The sequence below is a fragment of the Diaphorobacter sp. HDW4B genome, assembly GCF_011305535.1.
Taxonomy (GTDB): domain Bacteria; phylum Pseudomonadota; class Gammaproteobacteria; order Burkholderiales; family Burkholderiaceae_C; genus Diaphorobacter_A.
In genome coordinates, this window is the sequence record NZ_CP049905.1 from 1224309 (window position 1) to 1247275 (window position 22967).

Sequence of the window (22967 nt, forward strand, 5' to 3'; positions counted from 1 at the left end):
AGCGGTGTTTTGAATTCAATCCTTGCGGATGGCGGATGCGAACGCATCGATGATGTGGCGCAGCGGCTCCTGCTTGAGCTTGAGCGCGGCCTGGTTCACGACCAGGTGCGAGCTGATGTCCATGATGCGCTCGACCTCGACCAGATGGTTGGCCTTGAGCGTGTTGCCGGTGGAGACCAGGTCGACGATGGCGTCGGCCATGCCGGTCAGCGGCGCGAGCTCCATGCTGCCATACAGCTTGATCAGGTCCACGTGCACACCCTTGCTCGCGAAGAATTCGCGCGCGATGAGCGTGTACTTGGTGGCGACCTTCAGACGCGAGCCCTGCGTGACCGCATGCTTGTAGTCGAAGTCATTGCGCACGGCCACGCTCACGCGGCACTTGGCGATGTTCAGGTCCAGCGGACGGAACAGGCCCTGACCGCCATGCTCGATCAGCGTGTCCTTGCCGGTCACGCCGATGTCGGCACCGCCGTACTGCACATAGGTGGGCACGTCGGTGGCGCGCACCATCACCACGCGCACATTGGGCTGGTTGGTCGGCAAGATCAGCTTGCGCGAGGTTTCCGGATCTTCCAGCACCTTGATGCCGGCAGCCGCCAGCAAAGGCATGGTTTCGTCAAAAATGCGGCCCTTGGAGAGCGCCAGAGTAATCGTCGTCATTGAATTCTTTCCACGTCGGCACCCAAGCCGCGCAGTTTGCGTTCCATGCAATCGTAGCCGCGGTCGAGATGGTAGATGCGATCCACCAAAGTCTCGCCGTTGGCCACCAGCCCTGCAATCACCAGACTCGCCGAAGCGCGCAGGTCCGTCGCCATCACCGTCGCGCCCGAAAGCTGTTCGGTGGTTGCGCCATTCTTGCCCAGTCCTTCGATCACGGCCTCGCGCGCATCCTTAGTGCGGATTTTCGCGCCCAACCGCTGCAGCTCGTTCACGTGCATGAAGCGGTTTTCAAAAATGGTTTCAGCCACCGTGGACTGGCCCTGAGACACCACGTTCAGCGCCATGAACTGCGCCTGCATGTCGGTCGGAAAGCCGGGGTACTCGGTGGTGCGAAAGCTCTGCGCGGTCAAGTTGGAAGCGCCGGGACTCGTCACCTGGATGCCATTGTCGCGTGCTTCGATGTCCACACCTGCATCGCGCAATTTGTCGATGACCGCGCCCAGATGATCCTCGCGCGCATGGCGCAGAAAGGCATCACCGCCCGTGGCCGCCACCGCGCACAGAAACGTGCCCGCCTCGATGCGATCCGCCACCACGGCGTGCTCGCAACCGTGCAGCGCATCCACGCCCTGAATGCGGATGCGCGCCGTGCCGTGGCCTTCGATCTTCGCGCCCATCTTGATGAGCATTTCGGCGAGATCGACCACCTCGGGTTCCTGTGCGGCATTTTCCAGAATGGTCTCGCCCTCGGCCAGCGTGGCCGCCATCAACAGGTTTTCGGTGCCGGTCACGGTCACCATGTCAGTGGTGATACTGGCACCCTTCAGGCGTGAGCGACCAGCGGGTAGATTCGCCACCATGTAGCCTTGCTCGACGACGATCTCCGCACCCATGGCCTGCAGGCCCTTGATGTGCTGATCCACCGGGCGCGAACCAATCGCGCAGCCCCCTGGCAAAGACACCTGGGCCTTGCCGAAGCGCGCCAGCAGCGGGCCCAGCGCGAGCACCGAGGCACGCATGGTCTTGACCAGATCGTACGGCGCTTCGGGCGAAGCGAGCGCGCCCGCATCGATGCGCACCGTGCAGTCGTCGCCCTGAACGCGCTCGATCACCACGCCCATGCTGCGGATCAGCTTGAGCATGGTGGCCACGTCCTGCAGATGCGGCACGTTGTGCAGAACCACAGGCTCGGCGGTGAGCAGCGCTGCGCACAGTTCGGGCAGCGCGGCGTTCTTGGCACCGGAGACCGGCACCTCGCCATGCAGCTTGCGGCCACCGCGAATCAGCAGCTTGTCCATGGGGTGGGCTTGTTGTGGGGAATCTTGAACTTCAGGCAATCACAAATCTCTGGCTATCTCTGGCATTCACTGCCGCATGTCGATCAGGCTTGGTTGCCCTGCGCGGTCCACTCTGCGGGAGTGAACGTCTTCATCGACAGCGCGTGCACTTCGTCGGTCTTCATGCGATCACCCAGCGTCGCGTAGACGCGCTGGTGACGCTGGATCAGGCGCTTGCCTTCGAACTCGGCGGACACGATGGTGGCGTACCAATGGCGGCCATCGCCCTCGAGGGTGATGTGCTCGCAAGGCAGGCCGGCACTGATGAGATCCTTGAGTTGGTCTGCGGTCATGGTGGGAAAAAATGAATGGAAATGGAAAACTGCGCCGGGCAGACTCAGTTGCGAATCTTGTAGCCGATGCGCAGCAGATGCACGGCCAGCGCGCTGATCAACAGCCACGCGCCGCCAACGATGGCAAAGCTGGTCCAGGGCGACACGTCGCTCTGCCCGAAGAAGCCATAACGGAAGCCGTCGATCATGTAGAAGAACGGGTTCAAATGACTGACCTTCTGCCAGAAATCCGGCAGCGAATGGATCGAATAGAACACGCCCGACAGGAAGGTCAGCGGCATGATCAGAAAGTTCTGGAACGCCGCCATCTGGTCGAACTTGTCGGCCCAGAGACCGGCGATCACCCCGAGCGTGCCCATGATGGCCGCGCCCAGCAGCGCGAACACGATGATCCACAGCGGCGCGGAGAAGTCCGGCACGGCAAAGAACAGCGTGATGATGAACACGCCCACACCCACCAGCAGCCCGCGCAGCACAGCGGCCCCGACATAAGCGCTGAACCAGGCCCAGTGCGACAGCGGCGTGAGCAGCACGAACACCATCGAGCCCATGATCTTGCTCTGCACCAGACTCGACGAACTGTTCGCGAACGCGTTCTGCAGAATGCTCATCATCACCAGACCGGGGATGATGAACGCGGTGTAGCTGATGCGGTCGTAGACCATCACGCGGCCTTCGAGCACATGGCCGAAGACCAGCAGATACAGCACGGCGGTGAGCACGGGGGCCGCCACGGTCTGGAAGGCAACCTTCCAGAAGCGCAGCACTTCCTTTTTCAGCAGGGTTTGCCATCCGGTCATGCCGCAGCTCCTTGCTGTTCGTTCATCACGTGGATGAACACATCTTCGAGATCGGCGCGGCGGATTTCCACATCCTCCAGCACCACGCCACCTTGGCGCAGCGTGGCCAGCAGTTGTTCGACATCACCCGCATCCTGCGCGGGAATCTGCACGATGCGGCCGGTGACGCGAGCACGCGCGTCCATGGCTGCAGGCAAGGCACTGTCGGTCTTGAACTGCAGCACGTTGGCCGATGCGGACTTGAGCAGATCGGACATGCTGGACAGCTTGACGATGTTGCCGTGCTTGAGCATCGCCACGCGGCTGCACAGCGCTTCGGCTTCTTCGAGATAGTGCGTGGTCAGCAGCACGGTGTGACCTTCGCGGTTCAGGCGTGCGATGAAGTGCCAGAGCGTCTGGCGCAGCTCCACGTCCACGCCCGCGGTCGGCTCGTCGAGCACGATGATCGGCGGCTTGTGCACCAGCGCCTGCGCGACCAGCACACGGCGCTTCATGCCGCCCGAAAGCTGGCGCATGTTGCTGTGCGCCTTGTCGGACAGGCCCAGGCTTTCGAGCAACTCGTCGATCCACGCGTCGTTGTTCTTCACGCCGAAGTAGCCGGACTGGATGCGCAGCGTCTCGCGCACGGTGAAGAAGGGATCGAACACCAGTTCCTGCGGCACCACGCCGAGGCTGCGGCGCGCGGCGGCGTAGTCGCTTTGCACGTCATGCCCCATGACCTTGACGCTGCCGCCCGAGGCGCGTGCCAATCCGGCCAGAATGCTGATGAGCGTGGTCTTGCCAGCGCCATTGGGGCCGAGCAGACCGAAGAATTCGCCCTCGCCAATATCAAGGCTGACGTTGTTCAGCGCCTGAAAAGGCCCCTTGGGGGTGTTGAAGGTCTTGGAGACAGACTGAAAAGATACGGCTGGCATGAAGCCTTCCATTTTAGAACGGGAAGGCCCATTGCGGCAGGAGAAGGTTTTGAGGGCGCGCTGGCACCCGGCCTTCGGTCACTCTGCGGTCAGCAGTTCCTGCACGCCATACAGCCCGGCCAGACTGCCCAGCGACGTGGGCAAGGCCTTGATGGCAAAGGTCTTGCCGAATTCCAGCGCCGTGCGGCGGCATTCGAGCAGGACGGCGAGCGCCGAAGAATCGAACACCTTGAGCGCGCTGGCATCCACGACGAGATGCTTTTCCTTGTGCGCCTTCATCGCCTGCATGAGCATGCGCAGACTGGCGGTGGCCTGTGCGTGCGTGAGCTCGGGCGGGAGCACCAGCATGCTGGGAGCGGCGGTGGCAGCGGCGTTCATGGTGTGTTCGACTTCTGGACGGGGTTTACTTGCCGTTGCCGGCAGCGTTGGCCTTGTTGCGGGCGACCAGCGATTCGATCAGGCCGTCGATGCCCTTGGCGTTGACTTCCTGGCCGAACTGCGTGCGATAAGTGTCCACGATCCAGACGCCGAGCACGTTCAGGTTGTAGATCTTCCAGCCGCTGCCATCCTTTTCCAGACGGTAGTCGACCTGCACCGGATCGCCCTTGCCGCGCACTTCGGTGCGCACCAGCACGTCCTTGTCGCCAGCGGCTGCGCGCAGCGGCTTGACCTCAACCGTCTGGTTCGTGACCTGACTCAGCGCGCCAGAGTATGTGCGTACCAACAACACCTTGAACTCGTCCTGCAGACGCTTTTGCTGCTCGGGCGTGGCCTTGCGCCAGCCGGGGCCGACGGCGGCTGCGGTCATGCGGCGGAAGTTCACATGCGGCATGAGCAGGCGATCAACCAGCACCATGATCTTGTCCACATCGCCCGACTTGATGGTCGAGTCGCTGCGGATGGTCTCCAGCACTTCGTTGGACAGGCGCTTGATCATCGCGTCCGGCGCCTCGTCGGCGGCAAAGGATGCCACCGGCGTGGACAGCAGCACGGCGGATGCCAGAGCGGCAGCGGATTGGGAGAAAAGGCGTCGATTCAACATCTTCAAATGTCCTTGTAAATTCACATACAGACTTGAATGTATGTGTTTGGCATCATGTGCGCTCATTTTCAGCACGGTGCCCGAGTTTGTTACGTCCCGGGCGTACCGGGATGCAAGCAATTGCAACCTGTGGCGCAATTGACTGGAAGTGGCCGAGCCGAGGAAAAGTCAATATTCCTCAGGCAGCTTGCCCGCGTCTTCGTCCTCGACCTGTCCCTTGCGCGGGAGAATGCGCTGGCTGCGCACCTGCAGATAGACGTCGCGCGTGAACGAATACGGATCCAGCGCAGCAGCGTCCAGCACTTCACCTGCATTCAGCAGCGATTCACGCTTTTCCACGAAGCGCAGGCCAATGAGCGAATTGCGCACGGGAATGTCGCTGATCTCGCCCACCAGACCGCCCTTCCAGTCCACCGGCAGAGCCACCGTGTCCCGAATGGTCGAGGGGCCGAGGAACGGCAGAACCAGATACGGCCCCGTCTTCACACCCCAACTGCCCAGCGTCAGACCGAAGTCCTGCTTGTGGCGCTGGATGCGCATTTCACTGGCGATGTCGAGCAGCCCGCCCAAGCCGAACACGGTGTTCACATTGAAACGCACCATGCTGTCGAACGCATCTGTGCCACGGCCTTGCAGCACATTGTTCACGAACGACCAAGCATCGCCCAGGTTGGCGAAGAAGTTGGTCACGCCGGAGCGCACTGGCTTGGGGGTGACTTCCTGATAGGCGGTTGCCACAGGTTTGAGGACTGCACGATCCAGCCCGTCGTTGAACGAGTAGATGCTGCGATTGAACGACTCGTAGGGATCGTCAGGATGCGCCTGCTGCGTGACACGGGAGTTGCTCGCGCAACCTGCCAGCAAAGCAAGTCCCAGCGCCGCAGTGCTGCCGCGCAGGATGAGTTGGGAGTACGTGGTTTTTTGCTTTGTCATTTTTTGCCGCCGGATCCGCTCGAACTTCCGCCTTCTTCGGCTTTGTTGTAGAGGAATTGGCCAATCAGATTTTCCAGCACGACAGCGGATTGTGTGGCGGTGATTGTGTCACCTTCCGCCAGATTGGCGCTGTCAGCGCCCGCCTCGATTCCGATGTATTGATCACCCAACAGACCGCTGGTGAGGATCTTCAGCGAGCTGTCCTTGGGGAACTTGTATTGCTTGTCGAGTTCCAGATGCACGTTGGCCTGGAAGGTCTCGTCATTGAACGCGATGCCCTTGACGCGGCCCACCACGACACCGGCACTGCGCACCGCCGCCTGAGGCTTGAGGCCGCCGATATTGTCGAATCGCGCCGTGACCGCGTAGCCCGACTTCCAGTTCAGGCTCAGCAGATTGGCCGACTGCAACGCGAGGAACACCAGCGCAGCCGCGCCCAACAGCACGAACAGGCCGACCCAGACATCATTCTTGGATTGCTGCATGGTTTGCTACTTTCTCCGAAAACCCGAGATACCAGTCTCTTCGCTTCCAAATTCGATTCATCAAATACTGAACATCAGCGCCGTGAGCAGGAAATCCAGCCCCAGCACCGACAACGACGCGATCACCACAGTGCGCGTGGTGGCGCGGGAAACCCCTTCGGGCGTCGGCTTGGCCACATAACCCTGCAGCACGGCCACGAAGGTCACGGCGATGCCGAACACGATGCTCTTGACCACGCCGTTGCCCACATCCTTCCAGACATCGACGCTGCTTTGCATCGCGCCCCAGAACGCGCCGGAATCCACACCCAGCATGATCACGCCGACCACCCAGCCGCCGATCACTCCGACCGCATTGAACACCGCCGCCAAGAGCGGCATGGCGATCACGCCACCCCAGAAACGCGGCACGAGAATGCGGCGCACCGGGTCGACCGCCATCATCTCCATTGCCGAAAGCTGCTCGCCCGCGCGCATCAGACCGATTTCCGCCGTGAGCGACGTGCCTGCACGACCGGCAAACAGCAGCGCGGTCACGACCGGACCCAGTTCACGCACCAGCCCCAGCGTCACGACCAGCCCGAGGGCGTTGGTCGAACCATAAAGCTGCAGAATGTTGTAACCCTGCAGCGCCAGCACGAAGCCGACGAACAGGCCCGACATCGCGATGATCGACAGCGAATAGTTGCCGAGGAAATGCACCTGATCGCGCACCAGCCCCGGGCGCTTGAGCGCCTCGCTGCCAAGCTGGACCAGACGCCAGAACAACTTTGCGCCCTGACCGATATCGACCAACTTGCTGCGCACCGCAAAACCCACATCGGACGGACGCCACCAACTCATGACTTGCCTCCCAATGCCATGCCCACCGGGCCGAAATCCTGATCCACGCTCGGGCCGGGGTAATGAAACGGCACAGGCCCCGTCGGCAGCGCGTTGACGAACTGGTGCACCAGCGGATCGGTGCTCTTGCGCACCTCATCGGGTGTGCCCTGCGCGGCAATCACGCCGGGGCCGAGAATGATCACGTGATCAGCCAAGCGGAAGGTCTCCTCCAGATCGTGCGACACGATGATGGTGGTGAGACCCATGGAATCGTTGAGCTGGCGAATCAACTGCGCCGACGTGCCGAGCGAAATTGGGTCCAGCCCGGCAAACGGCTCGTCGTACATGATGAGTTCGGGGTCGAGCGCAATCGCACGCGCCAGCGCCACGCGCCGCGCCATGCCACCGGAAATCTGGCTGGGCATGAGATCACGCGCACCGCGCAGACCCACCGCGTTGAGCTTCATGAGCACGATGTCGCGAATCAACTCTTCCGACAGATCCGTGTGCTCATGCAGCGGGAACGCCACGTTCTCATACACGCTCATGTCGGTGAACAGCGCGCCGAACTGGAACAGCATGCCCATGCGACGACGCGCTGCGTACAGCGCCTTCATGTCCATGCCACCGACGTTCTGGCCGTCGAACAGCACCTCGCCGCCCTGCGCCACCTGCTGGCCGCCGATCAAACGCAGCACGGTCGTCTTGCCACCACCGGAAGCGCCCATCAGCGCCGTGACCTTGCCACGCGGCACGCTCAGGCTGACGCCGCGCAGGATCGCGCGGTCGCCATATCCAAAATGGACATTGCGCAATTCCACGAGTGGTTTTGAGACGGTTGGAGCGTTATCAGGCATGGGTAAAAACAATCGATTGCCGGTCCCAAACAGAGAGAAGCAACCCTACATCATAGGGGGAAACCCGTTTCCCCCGTTCAGCCGATGTTGAACAGACTGTTGCTGAAACAATGCTTGACTATACTGAACCTCTCCTGCCAAAGACCTGCCAACCTTGACTGGCAAGGCCCGCAGCAGGTTTGACCGTACCTTGGCTCAAGTCCGCGCACCTTCGCCAATTGCAACAACCTACGCAACCTCAGGAAAACTTTCGCCCATGACGATGCCCGTACAGAACACCTTCGCGGTCTCCGCACGCGAAGCCAGTGGTCTGCATCTGATCGGCGATCTGCACGGCTGCACGGGTGACTCGCGCCTGATGCTCGATGCGGCATTCCTTGAGGCTTTCTGCGTGGAGCAGGTGGCCGCCGCCGGGCTCACCTCGGTCGGCTGCCTGTTCCATTCGTTCGGTTCGGGCGGGGGCGTCACCGGCGTGGTCGTGCTGGCCGAATCGCATCTCTCGGTCCACACCTGGCCCGAATCGGACTATGTGACGCTGGACGTCTTCGTCTGCAATTACTCCGGTGACAACCGCGCCAAAGCGCAGCAGCTTTTCGACACCCTGCAGTCGGCATTTAAACCGCAGGACACACACTTTCAGCGCATAGAGCGCATGTGAGCGCCTCCCAACGAAAAAAGCGTGGACGGTGCCGCGCTTGCTTGTTTTGAAATCCGAAGACTTCGACTCAACTCACAGCATGTGATTGAGAAACGCCTTGGCGCGCTCATGGCGCGGATCGGCGAAGAACTCCTGCGCAGGACGCGCCTCGATCAGTTCGCCCTGATCCATGAACACCACGGTGTTCGCCACCTCGCGCGCAAAGCCCATTTCGTGCGTGACCACCAGCATGGTCATGCGCTCGTCGGCCAGCTCGCGCATGGTCTTCAAGACTTCGCCGGTCAGTTCGGGATCGAGCGCCGAAGTGGGCTCGTCGAACAGCATGATGTCCGGCTCCATCGCCAGCGCACGCGCAATCGCCACGCGCTGCTTCTGGCCGCCCGAAAGGCGCGACGGGTAGTTGTCGCGCTTGGCGGACAAACCCACCTTGGCGAGCAGCTTTTCCGCACGCGCAATGGCCTCATCCTTCGAAAGCTTCTGCACGATCATCGGCGCTTCGACGATGTTCTCCAGCACCGTGAGATGCGGGAACAGGTTGAAGTGCTGGAACACCATGCCCATTTTGCTGCAGATGCGGCGGATTTCGGGTTCGGCAGCGTAGGTGCACTTGCCGCTCGCGTCGGTGGATGCCAGCGTGGCGCCTTCGACCTGCACGTTGCCGCTGTCGATGGTTTCCAGATGGTTCAGGCAGCGCAGAAACGTGCTCTTGCCCGAGCCCGAAGGGCCGATCACCGCGACCACTTCCCCGCGGGAAATTTTCAGCGACACGCCGCGCAGCACCTGCGTCGTGCCGAATGCCTTCTTGATGTCGCGTGCGTCGATCATCACCGGCTGCTGCGTCGCGTCATTCATCAAATTTGGCATAGCGTTTTTCCAGACGCTGGAAGCCCCATGTGAGCACCAGCGTCATGATCAGATAGAAAGCGGCGGCCACGATGAAAGGCGTGGTCGTGAAGTCGCGCTGCACAAAACCGCGCGCAGCACGCAGCAGGTCGTTGAGGGCCAGCACGTAGATCAGCGAGGTGTCTTTGACCAGCGTGATCGTCTCGTTGCTCATGGGCGGCAGAATGCTGCGCACCATTTGCGGCAGCACGATGCGGCGCATGGTCTGCGGATAGCTCATGCCGAGCACCTTGGCGGCCTCGTACTGGCCGCGATCCACCGACAGAATGCCCGCGCGGAAGATCTCCGCAAAATAGGCGGCGTAGTTCAATGCAAACGCCAGTACAGCGGCCGGGAAATCCGGCAAGCGCACACCAATCACCGGAACGAATGGGAGCGCGAAATAAATGAACAGCATCTGCAGCATGAGCGGCGTGCCGCGCATGAGCCAGATATAGCCGTTGACAAAAGTCGACAGCGGCTTGAAATGCGACACACGGGCAAGCGCCAGCACCAGACCCAGCGGCACGGCCAAGAGCAGCGTGATCGCGAACAACTTCAGGGTGACCGTGGCACCCTGAGCCAGTGGCCCGAGAAGAGAGAGAACGTAGTCCATACGGATAGCTTCAGAGCCCCGATGGCATCGGGAGGATTCCCCAGATGCCTGCAATGCGCGTGACGCATCGCTTTACGCAAGAACACCGCAGCCAGCCAAGCATGGCCGCTGCGGTGTCACGAAAAAGCCCGAAAGAGCTTTGGATTACTTGATGATGTCCTTGCCGAACCACTGGGTGGCGATCTTGGCGGCAGTGCCGTCAGCCTTCATCTCGCCCATGGCCTTGTTCAGCTTTTCCAGCAGTTCCGTGTCGTCCTTGCGAACGCCCACGCCGTACTCTTCGGTGCCGAAGTTCTCTTCGAGCACACGGTACTCGTCAGGCTTCTTGGCCACGTAGTAACGGCCCACTACTTCGTCGACCACCACGGCTTCCAGACGGCCGGCGGACAGGTCCATCAGCGCAGTCACGTTGTCGCCGAAGGTCTTGAATTCCTTGAACGACTTGAACACGGCGTCTTCCTTCTTCACTGCATCCACAGCGGAAGAGCCTTCCTGAGCTCCCACCACCTTGCCGGACATGTCGGCCTTGTTGTTGATCGCGGACTTGGCAGCCACCACGATGATCTGGTGGTTTTCCATGTAAGGGGCGGTGAAGCCGATCTTGGCCTTGCGCTCTTCGGTGATGGTCAGGCCATTCCACAGAGCGTCCACGCGCTTGCCGGAGAGTTCGGCTTCCTTGGCGCTCCAGTCGATCGGCTTGAATTCAGCCTCGATGCCCATGCGCTTAGACGCTTCGCGAGCCATGTCGATGTCAAAACCCACGAGCTCGTTCTTCTCGTCGCGGAAACCCATAGGGGGGAAGTTGTCATCCAGACCCACCACGATCTTGGTGATCGCTGCTGGAGCCGGTGCCGGAGCGGCCGACGGCGCAGGAGTTTCGTTTTTGCTGCATCCAACCAGAGCGGCACCCAAAGCGAGGAGCGCAACAGCGGCAATCTTTTTCATGGTCTTGCTGAGAAGTTAAGAAAGAAAAGAACAAAAGGATCTCACCCAGCCAAGGCTTGGGCCTTGTCTGCTCGGGATCCGTGCGAAAGGGGAGAAAACCCTCTATTTTCGCCCAGCTTGGCCCCCGAGGGTTGGAGTCGCACAAATTACGCGGGCAATTTGCTGCGGAGATCCATTCTTCACATCGGCAAAAGGCTGCCAACCGGCGATTTGCAGCTATCCAAACAGGAGCAACCCAACAACGCGCACAAACTTGCTCCAGTCGCCCGACAATGCAGCAACTCCGCATCCATCTTTCACCCCTACATTCCAAACACCATGCGCGCCCTGCTCTCCTCCATCGCCCTCACCACGCTCGCCCTCGCAAGCCCCCTCATCAGCCACGCCGAAGTCAAGGTCGATGACGCCTGGGTTCGCGCCACCGTGCCGCAGCAGAAATCCACCGGCGCGTTCATGCGCATCACCAGCACCGAACCCACCACGCTCGTCGCCGTGCGCACCAACGCTGCGCCCGTGTCCGAAGTCCACGAAATGAAGATGGAAGACAACGTGATGAAGATGCGCAAGGTCGAGCCCGGCGTCGCCATCCAGCCCGGCAAGCCGCTGGAACTCAAGCCCGGCGGCTACCACGTCATGCTCATGGACCTGCCCTCCGCCATGACTGCAGGCACCCATGTGCCCCTCACGCTGGTGTTCAAGGACGCTGCGGGCAAGGAATCCACCGTCGACGTGCACGCCATGGTGCGCGCGCTGAACGCCGCGGCACCTGCGGCCATGGATCACGGCAAGCACAAGCACTGACCGAGCGCCGTCCGAGCACTGGCGCGGCCCCTGCGCAAACGGGCCGCATGCCCGATAATCCGCCGTCAGAATTCGTTCAGGTTGATTGACCAATGAACGAAACTGGCGGCGGTTTTCCTTGGGCACTCGCCACCGCTGCCAGTCAGTCCCGGACAGCCATCTCGCCCAACAACTACAACAACAATCCATGCCTCCTGCTCAAGCCGAAAAACAATGGAATTCCCCGCGCTGGGCGCTCGCCATCCTGCTGGCGCTGCTGGGCATGCTCGGGCCGTTTTCCATCGACACCTATCTGCCCGCCTTCCCCGCGATTGCCGGTTCGCTCAACGCGACGCCCGTGGAGATGCAGCAGACGCTTTCGGCCTACCTGTTCGCCTTCGCGTTCATGACGCTGTTCCACGGCTCGCTCTCCGACAGCTTCGGACGCCGTCCCGTGGTGCTGTGGGGCATCGTGGTCTACACGATTGCCTCGGCGGGTTGCGCCATGTCCGAATCGATTGGCCAGCTCATTGCGTTCCGCGCGCTGCAAGGCCTGTCCGCTGGAGCAGGCATCGTCGTCTCGCGCGCCGTCATCCGCGACCTGTTCCCACCCGCCGAAGCCCAGCGCGTGATGAGCCAAGTGACGATCTTCTTCGGCATCGCTCCCGCGATTGCACCCATCGTCGGCGGCTTCTTCTCCGTCTACCTCGGCTGGCACAGCGTCTTCTGGTTCCTCACCGGCGTCGGCATCTTCCTGTGGATCGCCAACTACCGCCTGCTGCCCGAATCCCTGCCCGCCCAAGACCGTCAGCCCTTCGACATCGTCAACCTGATGCACGGCTACTGGGAACTCGGCACCAGCCCCCGCTTCCTGCTGCTCGCACTCGCCAGCGGCGTGCCCTTCAACGGCATGTTCCTCTACGTGCTCTCAGCCCCCGCGTTTCTGGGTGACCTGCTGCACCTCGGCCCCACGGAATATTTCTGGTTCTTCATGCTCACCATCGCCGGCATCATGGGCGGCGCGTGGTTCAGCGGACGCCTGGCAGGACGCATCCCGCCCAAGCGCCAGATCCGGCACGGCTTCGTGATCATGTTCGTGGTCGCCATCGTGAACCTGGTGCTCAACCTGCTCTTCCCACCCCACGCCTCCTGGGGCATGTTCCCGCTGGCGATCTTCTCGTTCGGCTGGGCTTTGATGGTTCCGGTAGTCACCCTGCTGGTGCTCGACCTCTACCCCCAACGCCGCGGCATGGCATCCTCAATGCAGGCCTTCGTAGGCTCCACCGCCAACGGCTTGGTCGCAGGCGTGCTCGCCCCTATGGTCATGCACTCGGCCATCGGCCTTGCAGCAACTTCACTTGTGCTGATGTGCATCGGCCTCGTCGCGTGGATCTACTTCCACCACCGCTGGCCGGATGTGGGGCGCAACTCGCACAGCCATTGATGCGACAGAACCAGCGCTGCAGTCACCCTCACCCCAACTCTCTCCCGCAAGCGTGAGAGGGAGCAAGACAAAGCGCACCATCCAACCCAACAACGCGCGCACGAACATCTCGCGAAGTCGCGAGATTGAGCGGCACGAGCGAAGCAACGTGCCGTAACTACCTCTTCCAGACTGACTTGCGGCAAGCTGTTTGAACGGAGCGCCTACGGCGCGCAGTGAGTTTTGCCGCCGGTATTCAAGCGCGTTTTGGTTACTTTTGCGCGCAAGCAAAAGTGACTCGCCCGCCGGGGCGAGACCCGGCACCCGCCCTCAAACCAACCACCACCACAAAAAAGAAAAACCCGGAGCGGTCAATCCACTCCGGGTTCCCAAATCTGCCCTCTGATCAGAAGATCAGAGAAAAACAAGACTTATCAGCGCGGCGTACGCGCACGAGGCGCATAAGGCTTGGCACCAGCGCCAGACTTCACGTGCGCTGGCTTGCGATCACCACCACCGAAGCCACCGGGCTTGCGACCACCAAAGCCCTCGCCATCGCGACGACCACCGCCGAAACCGCCTTCACGACGCTCACCGCCGCCAAAGCCACCTTCGCGGCGCTCGCCACCGAAGGAACGCTGTTCGCGGTCACCGAACGAAGGACGATCACCGCCACGGTTACCACCACCGAAGCCACCTTCGCGACGCTCACCGCCGAACGAACGTTGTGGCTGCTCGCCACGGTCACCGCCGAAGCTGCGGCGTTCGCCGCCAAAGCCGCCTTCACGGCGCTCGCCGCCGAAGGAACGCTGTTCGCGATCGCCGAACGAAGGACGATCACCGCCGCGGTTGCCACCGCCGAAGCCGCCTTCGCGACGTTCAGCGCCGAACGAACGCTCGCGGTCACCACCAAAGGAAGGACGCTGTTCGCCACCACGGTCACCGCCAAAGCTGCGGCGATCACCACCACGGTCATCACCACCGAAGCCTTGCTTGCGGCCATAGCCACCTGCATCGCGGCCGCCGCCGAAGCCGCCGGAGCGAGCGCCACCGCCACCACCGTGACGCTTGTTGCCACCGCCGCCATTGCGACCACCACGGCCACCGAATTCGGCTTGCGGTGCGCGCTGTGTGGGCTCCATACCTGGAATCACTTCAGGATTGAAGCGTTGCTTGGTATAGGCTTCGATGTCGAAGATGCGACGACGATCGCGGAACTCGGCGAACGTCACGGCCAGACCGGAGCGACCAGCGCGGCCGGTACGACCGATGCGGTGGGTGTAGTCTTCCGCCTTCATCGGCAGGCCGAAGTTGAACACGTGCGTGATGGTGGGCACGTCAATGCCGCGAGCCGCCACGTCGGTGGCCACCAGAATCTGCACCTGGCCACTGCGCAGCGCCATCAATCGGCGGTTGCGCAGGCCTTGGCTCAGCGCGCCATGCAGGGCCACGGCGGAGAAACCATCTTGCTGCAGATCGTTGGCGAGGCCATCGCACTCGATCTGCGTGCTGGCGAACACCACGGCCTGGTTGATCGTGGTGTCACGCAGCCAGTGGTCGAGCAGCTTGCGCTTGTGTTGAGCGTTGTCGGCCCAGAACAGCACTTGCTTGATGTTGGCGTGCTTTTCCTGCGGGCTGTCGATCTGGATCTTCTTGACGGAAGAACCGTTGTCGTGCATCACACGCATGGCCAGTTGCTGAATGCGCGGCGCGAAGGTGGCGCTGAACATCATGGTCTGGCGACGCTGGCTGGTCAGTTGGTTCAGCTCGGCGAGGTCGTCCGAGAAACCCAGGTCCAGCATGCGGTCGGCTTCGTCGACCACGAGGAACTGCACTTGGTCGAGCTTGATCTGCATGGAGCGTTGCAGGTCGAGCAGACGACCAGGAGTGGCCACCACGAGGTCGGCGTTCTGCAGCTTGGCGATCTGCAGTTGGTAAGGCATGCCGCCCACCACGTTGGCAACGCGCAGACCCTTGCAATGACGCACCAGGTCGATGGCGTCGTGCGCCACCTGTTGAGCCAGCTCGCGGGTGGGGCACAGGATCAGGGCACCGGGAACGGCTGCCTTGAAGTTGCGTGGGTTGGTCGGGTCCTTGCGGCGATTGCGCTTGGGAGCGGGTTCGCCATTGGCAGCAGCTTCGGCGCTCAGACGGTCGAATTCAGCGCGCTCGGCGGCGAACTTTTCTTCCTGTTGCTTGAGCAGCGTGTGCAGCACGGGCAGCAGGAAGGCAGCAGTCTTGCCGCTGCCGGTCTGGCTGGAAACCATCAGGTCGATGAAGCGGTCGCTGTCGCCATCGGCTTCCATGGCGTAAGGAATCGCTTGCAACTGGACTTGTGTGGGCTGTGTGTAGCCCAGATCGGTCACGGCTTGCACCAGCTCGGGAGCCAGGCCCAGTTCGACGAAGGGGTTCGGACCAGCAGGTTCGGCCACAGTGTCTTCTTCGACTTCGACAGCAGCAGCGTCGGAAGTCATCATTTCAGTTGCCAGGTTTTCTTCAGGCAATACGGAGTCAGCAGGCGCGAAATCGCCCTGCGAATGCAAAGAGTCAGTCATGTATTTATGCAACCGCAGGCGCAACCTGCGGAGGCTTCATTCAAACGGTTAAAAAAACATCAACCATTCAACGAAGCCTGCGCCAGCTTGAGAAATGCTGGGCGGGTGGGTTTTTTTCAGTGGCGAATCCGTTGTTTGCTTCCAAAGAGCAAACATTCCGTACGCCGTGAACCCGATGTGAAAGGGAGATGTACAAGGTGCAGGAAAAGAGCTGCGACACCACTTGATCGTTCCTTGGAACGCTCCGTACCGCTCAGCGCATATTTCATGCAAGCCTGCAATTATGGCACGCTCCGGGTTTTCCCGCAAGCCCCTGTTGTCACCCTGCCCCAACTCACAATGACAAGAATGTTGAACGGTAGTGCGCCAGCTCGTCGATGGACTCGATCACATCGGCCAGCGCCGTGTGCTTCTGCGCCTTCTTGAACGAGGTGTAGGCCTCGGGCTTCCAGCGCTTGGCCAGCTCCTTCAAGGTGCTCACATCGAGATTGCGGTAGTGGAAGTAAGCCTCCAGCTTGGGCATGTACTTCACCAGAAAGCGGCGGTCCTGGCCGATGGTGTTGCCGCACATGGGCGTGGACGCCTTGGGCACATAGCGCTTGATGAATTCGAGCAGTTGCTCTTCGGCCTCGGCCTCTGTCACGGTGGATGCCTTGACCTTGTCGATCAACCCGCTGCGACCGTGCGTGCCCTTGTTCCAGGCGTCCATGCCGTTCAGAAGCTCATCCGACTGGTGGATCACCAGCACCGGGCCTTCGATGCGCGGCTCCAGATTCGGGCCGGTGATCACCACGGCGATCTCCAGAAGGCGGTCGGTTTCCGGGTTCAGGCCGGTCATTTCGCAATCGAGCCAGACCAGGTTCTGGTCGTTTTTTTTGAGCTCGGGAACAGTCGGGGTAACGGTTTCAGACATGCCTGAGATTGTCGCCGATCACCTACACTTGCGCTCTTCGCCCTCGAAATTTCCGCTCTGCAAAACGTGTCTCCTTCCCTGCTCTGGACCTCGCTGTTCGCTTTCTTTCTGCTCGCCGGTCTGGCCCTGCGACTGTGGCTTGCCACGCGCCAGATGCGCCATGTCGCGCAGCACCGCCATCAGGTGCCTGCTGATTTTTCCGAACGCATCTCGCTCGACGCACACCAGCGCGCGGCGGACTACACCATTGCCAAGGGCCGCTTCGGCCTGATCGAAATGGCGCTGGGCGCGGCGGTCGTGCTCGGCTGGACCTTGTTGGGCGGGCTGGACATGCTCAACCAAGCGCTGATCGAGCGCATGGGCGGCGGCATGTGGCAGCAGTTGGCCCTGCTCGCTGGCTTCGTGCTGATCAGCGGCCTCGTCGATCTGCCGGTGTCGTACTACCAGACCTTCGTGATCGAGCAGCGCTTTGGCTTCAACCAGATGACCCTCAAGCTCTGGCTGGCAGACCTGCTCAAGTCCACGTTCGTGGGGGCCCTCATCGGCCTGCCGCTGGCTGCGCTGATGCTGTGGCTCATGGGCGCGGCAGGCACGCTGTGGTGGCTGTGGGCGTGGTGCGTTTGGATGGGCTTCAACCTGCTGCTGATGGTGGTCTATCCGCTGTTCATCGCGCCAATCTTCAACAAGTTCCAGCCGCTCGATGATGAGTCGCTTGCAGCACGCGTCACATCGCTCATGAAGCGCTGCGGCTTTGCTGCCAAGGGCCTGTTCGTGATGGACGGCAGTCGCCGCAGCGCGCACGCCAATGCGTATTTCACCGGCTTTGGCGCTGGCAAGCGTGTGGTGTTCTACGACACGCTGCTCAAGCAACTCACGCCCGAAGAGGTCGAAGCCGTGCTCGCGCATGAACTCGGTCACTTCAAGCACAAGCACATCACCCGCCGCATCATCGGCATGTTCGCGATGAGCCTGCTGGGCTTTGCGCTGCTGGGCTGGCTGGCCACCAAGGGCTGGTTCTACACCGGCCTTGGCGTGATGCCGAACTTCAGCATGCCCGGCGTGGCGGGCTCCGCGCCCAACGATGCACTGGCGCTGCTGCTGTTCATGCTGGCCGTGCCGATCTTCAGCGTGTTCCTGTCGCCCGTGTTCGCGCAGATGTCGCGTCGCCATGAATTCGAAGCCGACGCCTTCGCCGTCGCGCAGACGCAAGGGGCCGATCTGGCCTCGGCGCTGCTCAAGCTGCACAAAGACAATGCATCCACCCTCACGCCCGATCCGGTCTACGTGAAGTTCTACTATTCGCATCCGCCCGCCGTCGAACGGCTGGCACGCATCCCTCACACAGCTGGAGTCGCGGCATGACAACAACCTCCGCATTGAAAATCAAGGACTGGTCCCAGGAAAAGCGCCGTGCACTCAGCGCCGTCGAACTGGTCACCAAACTCGTCGACCTGCAAGGCTGGAGCCTCAACGGCGACGGCGCGAACGTGGCCATCGAGAAGACCTTCCACTTCGCCAACTACTTCGAAACCATCGCCTTCGTGAACGCGCTGGCGCTCATCGCGCACCAGCAGGACCACCACCCTGACCTGTCGGTGCACTACAACCGCTGCGTGGTGCGCTTCAACACGCATGACGTGGGTGGCATCTCGACCACCGATCTCGATTGCGCAGCCCGCGTCGACGCGCTGCTCGCCACTGCACCATGAGCGGACGCCCCGAACTGCTCAAAGGTCTCGTGGTCGGCAGCCATGGCCGTCACTGCGTGGTGGAAACGCCCGATGGCGAGCGCCGCATCTGCCACCCGCGCGGCAAGAAAAGCCAAGCCGTCGTCGGCGACCATGTGCTGTGGCTGCCGGCGCCGCCCGGTCAGGGTGACGAAGGCACGATCGAAAAAGTCGAGAAGCGCCGCAACCTGTTCTATCGGCAGGACGAAATTCGCACCAAGTCGTTCGCGGCCAATCTCGATCAGGTGCTGATCCTGCTCGCTGCCGAACCCGTGTTTTCCGAGAGCCAACTGGTGCGCGCACTCATCGCCGCCGAGGCCGCACACATCACGCCCATCATCGCGCTCAACAAGAGCGATCTGATCGAGCCCTTCGCACGCGCCTGGGAACGCCTCTGGCCCTACCGCCACATGGGCGGCGAGCACGACACACAGCACCACTACCGCGTGCTGCCCATGTCGCTCACCGAATCCGGCACGGTCGATCACGAGACGCTGCTTCCCATCCTCGAAGGCAAGACCACGCTGGTGCTCGGCCCCTCGGGCGTCGGCAAAAGCACGCTGGTGAATCTGCTGGTGCCGGGCGCCTACGCCCTCACGGCTGAAATCTCGCAGGCACTGAACTCCGGCAAGCACACGACGACAACGACCACCCTCTACTGGATCGACGAAGCCCGCAAGACGGCGCTGATCGATTCACCGGGCTTTCAGGAATTCGGCCTGCGCCATCTCGCGCCCACCGATCTCGCCAAGTGCATGCCCGACATCGCCGCACACGCGGGCGACTGCAAGTTCTACAACTGCACCCATCTGCACGAACCCGGCTGCGACGTGCGCGCCCGCGTGCTCGATGCGGAAGATGATCAGAAACAGGCCGATTTCATCAGCGCGAACCGCTATCGTCTCTATGGCGAACTGTTCGAGGAACTGAGCGCTCCGCCGAAGTATTGACCCCCCTGAGGCGCTGCGCGCCTTCCCCCCGAAGGGGGGACGCCGCCAGTGCTGCGGGGCGGCCCTTGCACGGCGGCTGCTCGCCTGGAGTGTGCGGGCGTTGATGCCGCGCTACCTCGTTGGAGATGTTCGGTCAGCCCAGCAGGCGGGCGAATGACAGCAGCGCGAGCAGCAGCATCCACACCACGACCGAGCGCCAGACCAGGCCGACGACGCTGCGCAGATGCGCGACTTCCGGTTCGCGGCCGGGGGTGCTGGCGCTGTCGCCCAAGTCGGGGTCGGTTTCCCAGCCCTGTGTGGAGCCGACTTCGGACTTCAAGCGCAGCGCTTCACCGCCGAGGCGCACGTTGATCGCGCCGGAAGTGGCGGCCAAAATCACGCCATCGTTGTCGTTCGGGAAACGCTGTGCATGAAAGCGCCAGCCGTCGATGGCTTCTTCAAAGCTGCCGACCACGGCAAAGCTCAGAGCAGTCATGCGGGCGGGCAACCAGTCGATCACCAGCCACGATTTGGCAGCCACATGCTGCAGCGGGGCGCTGGCCGGATGCGTGGCGAGCGCGCGGCTGCGGGGCGACCAGTAGCGGGCGACAAACTCGGCCATGCGATACAGCACCGCGCCGGTCGGGCCAAAGCCCAGAGCTGCCAGAACCGAGAACCACGCCAGCACGCCAAACACGTGGCGGTGCGCGGCGATCACGCAGTACTCGATGACGTGACGGACGATTTCGCTGCGCGGCAGCTCGCCCACTTCCACTTGCTTCCACTCGGCCAGACGTGCGCGTGCGCGGTCGGCATCGCCCTCTTCCAGCGCATCGCGAATGCCGGTGAAGTGGTAGCTGAATTGGCGAAAACCCAGCGTGAAATACAGCACGGCCACGTTCCAGATCAACGCCACGGGCCAGCCAATCCAGTGCATCAAAGCCCAGTGCACGCCCAGCGCAATGGCCGACGGAACGAGCACAGCGATGCACCACGCCACCCATGCGTGCACGGTGGTTCCGGTGTCGAAATTGCGGCTGACCGACAACGCCCACGCGCGCGGTCCTGCATGGATCGGATCACTGCGCGACAGCGGTCGGGCCTGCTCTATGAGCAATGCAAACAGGATGGCAAAAAAACTCATGGGCGCCATCATACTGGCGCAGGGTATCGGACAACGTTTTTCGAGAGTGCGCGGACGAAAAATCTGCGCCTCGAAAATTTGTCATCAGGCCATCATGAAGCGGTAGAAGTTGCGCAGCATGCCTGCAGTTGCACCCCAGATGTAGCGCTGCGTGGAGCCGTCCTGATACGGCATCGCGTACCACTCGCGGCGCAAGCCTTGCCACTCCATGTAGTGGCGTTCGTGGTGGCGCGGGTCGAGCAGAAACGCAAGCGGCACTTCGAACACGTCGGCCACTTCGTCGGGGTTCGGCGTGATCGTGAAGCCGGGATGCACCAGCGCGACCACCGGCGTCACGTTGAACGCGGTCACCGTCACGTAGGTGTTGAGATGGCCGAGCACTTCCACGTATTGGTGCGCTATACCCACCTCCTCCGTGGTTTCTCGCAGCGCCGTTCCGTTGGGCCCGCCATCGCCGGGGTCGGCCTTGCCGCCGGGAAAGGCAATCTGCCCCGAATGCTTGTTCAGCCGTGTCGTGCGCTGAGTGAGCAGCACCATCGGCTGCTCGCGCATGACGATGGGGATCAGCACCGAAGCGTCGGCGGGGTCGCGATCGATCACTCCGCGATCCCGCAGCACGTCCGGCGTCCAGATCGGGGGCGAGGCAAACCGCTCGCGCAGCGCGTCGGGCGTCATCTCTTTCGCGGGAACGGCTGGCAGGTGCGAGTCCACTCCGGCGATGGGCGCCAGGCGCGGATCGAAATTGGGGATGCTGGAGAGTTGCAACTCTTGGGGCCGCTGCGCGGCGGTTGCGGAAGGAGCTGAATGGGAGGTCACGACCGTCGTCTGTCTCTGTTGTCTTTGTTGCCGGGCCACGCATGAAAAAAGCCGCTACAGGCTTGAGGCACTGTAGCGGCTTTTCGCGAGACTCGCTGACGTAGCGTTGAATTACGCTGCGACTGGAGCCTTGACGCGGGAAGGCAGCTTTTCCTTGATACGTGCCGACTTGCCGCTGCGCGAACGCAGGTAGTACAGCTTGGCACGACGCACGTCACCACGGCGCTTCACTTCGATGCTGGCGATCAGAGGGGAGTAAGTCTGGAACGTACGCTCCACACCTTCACCGCTCGAAATCTTGCGCACTGTGAAACCGCTGTTCAGGCCACGGTTACGCTTGGCAATCACCACGCCTTCGTAAGCCTGCACACGCTTGCGTGTACCTTCCACCACGTTCACGCTCACGATGACGGTGTCACCAGGCGCGAAAGCGGGGATGGTCTTGTTCAAGCGAGCGATTTCTTCCTGCTCGAGAGTCTGAATCAGATTCATGATTTCTTCCAAACGATCATGTCCGCGCCAAGATTGGCTTGATGCCCGGATTGGCACCTTTGTGGCTCAAAGCGGGTGGGCAAATCAAAGTTTGCGCACCTTTCGGGCTTGAAGAGCGGCCGGCCAGAGGATCGAAAAGCCTTTGATTATAACAACTTGGGCAATTTCGCCAAGAGTGCTTCGTCCGCCTTGTTCAAAGCCCCTTTTTCACGAGCGGCCTCGACCAGCTCCGGGCGGTGCTTTGCCGACAGCGTCAGCCGCTGGTCGCGCCGCCAGCGCTCGATCTGCGCATGGTGACCGGACAGCAGCGCCGCAGGCACGCTCTCGCCTTGCCATTCCTCGGGGCGCGTGTAGTGCGGATTGTCCAAAAGCCCATCCAACGCGGGATTGAAGCTATCGAATTGATGGCTGCCGTCGTCGTGCAGCACACCGGGTTGCAGACGCGCAACAGCATCGATCAGCGCCATCGCCGGAATTTCCCCGCCCGAGAGCACGAAATCGCCCAAGCTAATCTGCACATTCACGAACTTGTCGATGAATCGCTGATCCACGCCCTCATAACGACCGCAGAGCAGCACCGCACCCGGGCTGGCCGACCATTCCTCGACAGTCGAGTGAGTGAGCGCTCGCCCAATCGGTGAAAACAACACCAGCGGAGCCTGCGCTTCGGGCAACTGGGCGCGATCGGCGCGAATCGCCTCCAGGCAGCGCGAAAGCGGATCGGCCATCATCACCATGCCGGGCCCACCGCCGAAGGGACGGTCATCCACGCGCCGGTAATTGCCTTCGGCGTAGTCGCGCGGATTCCACAGACGCACATCGACTTGCTTGCTCTGATACGCACGCCGCGTCACGCCGCTTTCAAGAAACGGCGCGAACAGTTCAGGGAACAGAGTGATGATGTCAAAACGCATGGAGCTACCACCGATCTCCGCGAC

Annotated in this window: 26 protein-coding genes; 6 read left to right on the forward strand and 20 right to left on the reverse strand. The window is 61.9% G+C overall.

Annotated elements, in window-relative coordinates; all coding sequences use genetic code 11:
• Positions 1 to 15: 15 nt before the first annotated feature.
• The 11 genes from hisG to G7048_RS05870 form a co-directional block, all read right to left on the reverse strand.
• Positions 16 to 663 (reverse strand): ATP phosphoribosyltransferase, encoded by a 648-nt coding sequence (gene hisG, locus G7048_RS05820; RefSeq protein WP_166067229.1) that lies wholly within the window; start codon positions 661 to 663, stop codon positions 16 to 18.
• Entirely contained in the window at positions 660 to 1961 is a 1302-nt protein-coding gene (murA, locus tag G7048_RS05825) for a UDP-N-acetylglucosamine 1-carboxyvinyltransferase (protein WP_166070820.1), read from the reverse strand. The genes hisG and murA overlap by 4 nt, the downstream gene beginning before the upstream one ends.
• A gap of 83 nt (positions 1962 to 2044) precedes the next feature.
• The gene (locus G7048_RS05830) at positions 2045 to 2293 is read right to left on the reverse strand and encodes a BolA family protein (protein WP_166067230.1); all 249 of its coding nucleotides are present in this window, start codon (positions 2291 to 2293) and stop codon (positions 2045 to 2047) included.
• A 44-nt stretch (positions 2294 to 2337) separates the two neighbouring features.
• Positions 2338 to 3093: an ABC transporter permease gene (locus tag G7048_RS05835; RefSeq protein WP_166067231.1), complete on the reverse strand. Its 756-nt coding sequence runs from the start codon at positions 3091 to 3093 to the stop codon at positions 2338 to 2340.
• Positions 3090 to 4007 (reverse strand): ABC transporter ATP-binding protein, encoded by a 918-nt coding sequence (locus G7048_RS05840; protein ID WP_166067232.1) that lies wholly within the window; start codon positions 4005 to 4007, stop codon positions 3090 to 3092. Before G7048_RS05840 ends, G7048_RS05835 begins: the two co-directional genes overlap by 4 nt.
• A gap of 78 nt (positions 4008 to 4085) precedes the next feature.
• Positions 4086 to 4355 (reverse strand): lipid asymmetry maintenance protein MlaB, encoded by a 270-nt coding sequence (locus G7048_RS05845; RefSeq protein WP_166070821.1) that lies wholly within the window; start codon positions 4353 to 4355, stop codon positions 4086 to 4088.
• 55 nt (positions 4356 to 4410) lie between these two features.
• Positions 4411 to 5049 (reverse strand): phospholipid-binding protein MlaC, encoded by a 639-nt coding sequence (locus G7048_RS05850; protein ID WP_166067233.1) that lies wholly within the window; start codon positions 5047 to 5049, stop codon positions 4411 to 4413.
• Positions 5050 to 5217: 168 nt separating this feature from the next.
• Positions 5218 to 5982, reverse strand: a complete 765-nt coding sequence (locus tag G7048_RS05855) for a VacJ family lipoprotein (protein WP_166067234.1) — start codon at positions 5980 to 5982, stop codon at positions 5218 to 5220.
• Positions 5979 to 6467, reverse strand: coding sequence for an outer membrane lipid asymmetry maintenance protein MlaD (mlaD, locus tag G7048_RS05860; protein WP_166067235.1), 489 nt, complete (start codon positions 6465 to 6467; stop codon positions 5979 to 5981). The genes G7048_RS05855 and mlaD overlap by 4 nt, the downstream gene beginning before the upstream one ends.
• 60 nt (positions 6468 to 6527) lie before the next feature.
• Positions 6528 to 7310, reverse strand: a complete 783-nt coding sequence (gene mlaE, locus G7048_RS05865; RefSeq protein WP_166067236.1) for a lipid asymmetry maintenance ABC transporter permease subunit MlaE — start codon at positions 7308 to 7310, stop codon at positions 6528 to 6530.
• Complete coding sequence (locus G7048_RS05870) at positions 7307 to 8149, reverse strand: ABC transporter ATP-binding protein (protein ID WP_166067237.1); 843 nt, start codon at positions 8147 to 8149, stop codon at positions 7307 to 7309. The genes mlaE and G7048_RS05870 overlap by 4 nt, the downstream gene beginning before the upstream one ends.
• A 256-nt stretch (positions 8150 to 8405) precedes the next feature.
• Between G7048_RS05870 and speD the strand changes: the two genes are divergently transcribed.
• Complete coding sequence (gene speD, locus G7048_RS05875; protein ID WP_166067238.1) at positions 8406 to 8807, forward strand: adenosylmethionine decarboxylase; 402 nt, start codon at positions 8406 to 8408, stop codon at positions 8805 to 8807.
• A 72-nt stretch (positions 8808 to 8879) separates the two neighbouring features.
• Here speD and G7048_RS05880 read toward each other — a convergent pair whose 3' ends face one another.
• The 3 genes from G7048_RS05880 to G7048_RS05890 all read right to left on the reverse strand — a co-directional run bounded on the left by G7048_RS05880 (position 8880) and on the right by G7048_RS05890 (position 11250).
• Entirely contained in the window at positions 8880 to 9671 is a 792-nt protein-coding gene (locus G7048_RS05880) for an amino acid ABC transporter ATP-binding protein (protein ID WP_305793259.1), read from the reverse strand.
• Positions 9652 to 10305 (reverse strand): amino acid ABC transporter permease, encoded by a 654-nt coding sequence (locus G7048_RS05885; protein ID WP_166067239.1) that lies wholly within the window; start codon positions 10303 to 10305, stop codon positions 9652 to 9654. Before G7048_RS05885 ends, G7048_RS05880 begins: the two co-directional genes overlap by 20 nt.
• A 144-nt stretch (positions 10306 to 10449) precedes the next feature.
• Positions 10450 to 11250 carry an amino acid ABC transporter substrate-binding protein gene (locus G7048_RS05890; protein ID WP_166067240.1) on the reverse strand — a complete coding sequence of 267 codons (801 nt, stop codon included), beginning with the start codon at positions 11248 to 11250 and terminating at the stop codon, positions 10450 to 10452.
• A 318-nt stretch (positions 11251 to 11568) separates the two neighbouring features.
• On the opposite strand from G7048_RS05890, the gene G7048_RS05895 reads away from it, so the two are divergent.
• The gene (locus G7048_RS05895) at positions 11569 to 12051 is read left to right on the forward strand and encodes a copper chaperone PCu(A)C (protein ID WP_166067241.1); all 483 of its coding nucleotides are present in this window, start codon (positions 11569 to 11571) and stop codon (positions 12049 to 12051) included.
• A 187-nt stretch (positions 12052 to 12238) separates the two neighbouring features.
• Positions 12239 to 13474 carry a multidrug effflux MFS transporter gene (locus tag G7048_RS05900; protein ID WP_166067242.1) on the forward strand — a complete coding sequence of 412 codons (1236 nt, stop codon included), beginning with the start codon at positions 12239 to 12241 and terminating at the stop codon, positions 13472 to 13474.
• Between the two features lie 413 nt (positions 13475 to 13887).
• Here G7048_RS05900 and G7048_RS05905 read toward each other — a convergent pair whose 3' ends face one another.
• Both G7048_RS05905 and orn read right to left on the reverse strand, forming a co-directional pair.
• Positions 13888 to 16008, reverse strand: a complete 2121-nt coding sequence (locus G7048_RS05905) for a DEAD/DEAH box helicase (RefSeq protein ID WP_166067243.1) — start codon at positions 16006 to 16008, stop codon at positions 13888 to 13890.
• A 334-nt stretch (positions 16009 to 16342) separates the two neighbouring features.
• Complete coding sequence (gene orn / locus G7048_RS05910; protein WP_166067244.1) at positions 16343 to 16921, reverse strand: oligoribonuclease; 579 nt, start codon at positions 16919 to 16921, stop codon at positions 16343 to 16345.
• 66 nt (positions 16922 to 16987) lie between these two features.
• Between orn and G7048_RS05915 the strand changes: the two genes are divergently transcribed.
• The 3 genes from G7048_RS05915 to rsgA are packed head-to-tail and all read left to right on the forward strand — an operon-like array spanning position 16988 to position 19598.
• A complete protein-coding gene (locus G7048_RS05915) occupies positions 16988 to 18283 on the forward strand; it encodes a M48 family metallopeptidase (protein ID WP_240933180.1) in 1296 nt (431 codons plus the stop codon).
• Positions 18280 to 18630: a 4a-hydroxytetrahydrobiopterin dehydratase gene (locus G7048_RS05920; RefSeq protein WP_166067245.1), complete on the forward strand. Its 351-nt coding sequence runs from the start codon at positions 18280 to 18282 to the stop codon at positions 18628 to 18630. The genes G7048_RS05915 and G7048_RS05920 overlap by 4 nt, the downstream gene beginning before the upstream one ends.
• Complete coding sequence (gene rsgA / locus G7048_RS05925) at positions 18588 to 19598, forward strand: ribosome small subunit-dependent GTPase A (RefSeq protein WP_371747655.1); 1011 nt, start codon at positions 18588 to 18590, stop codon at positions 19596 to 19598. The genes G7048_RS05920 and rsgA overlap by 43 nt, the downstream gene beginning before the upstream one ends.
• Before the next feature lie 133 nt (positions 19599 to 19731).
• Here rsgA and G7048_RS05930 read toward each other — a convergent pair whose 3' ends face one another.
• From G7048_RS05930 to trmD, 4 genes are all read right to left on the reverse strand, one after another.
• Complete coding sequence (locus G7048_RS05930; RefSeq protein ID WP_166067247.1) at positions 19732 to 20721, reverse strand: CobD/CbiB family protein; 990 nt, start codon at positions 20719 to 20721, stop codon at positions 19732 to 19734.
• Between the two features lie 84 nt (positions 20722 to 20805).
• Complete coding sequence (locus tag G7048_RS05935) at positions 20806 to 21537, reverse strand: CoA pyrophosphatase (protein ID WP_240933181.1); 732 nt, start codon at positions 21535 to 21537, stop codon at positions 20806 to 20808.
• Positions 21538 to 21648: 111 nt separating this feature from the next.
• Positions 21649 to 22029 carry a 50S ribosomal protein L19 gene (rplS, locus tag G7048_RS05940; RefSeq protein WP_166067248.1) on the reverse strand — a complete coding sequence of 127 codons (381 nt, stop codon included), beginning with the start codon at positions 22027 to 22029 and terminating at the stop codon, positions 21649 to 21651.
• A 146-nt stretch (positions 22030 to 22175) separates the two neighbouring features.
• Positions 22176 to 22943 (reverse strand): tRNA (guanosine(37)-N1)-methyltransferase TrmD, encoded by a 768-nt coding sequence (gene trmD / locus G7048_RS05945; protein WP_166067249.1) that lies wholly within the window; start codon positions 22941 to 22943, stop codon positions 22176 to 22178.
• Positions 22944 to 22967: the final 24 nt, after the last annotated feature.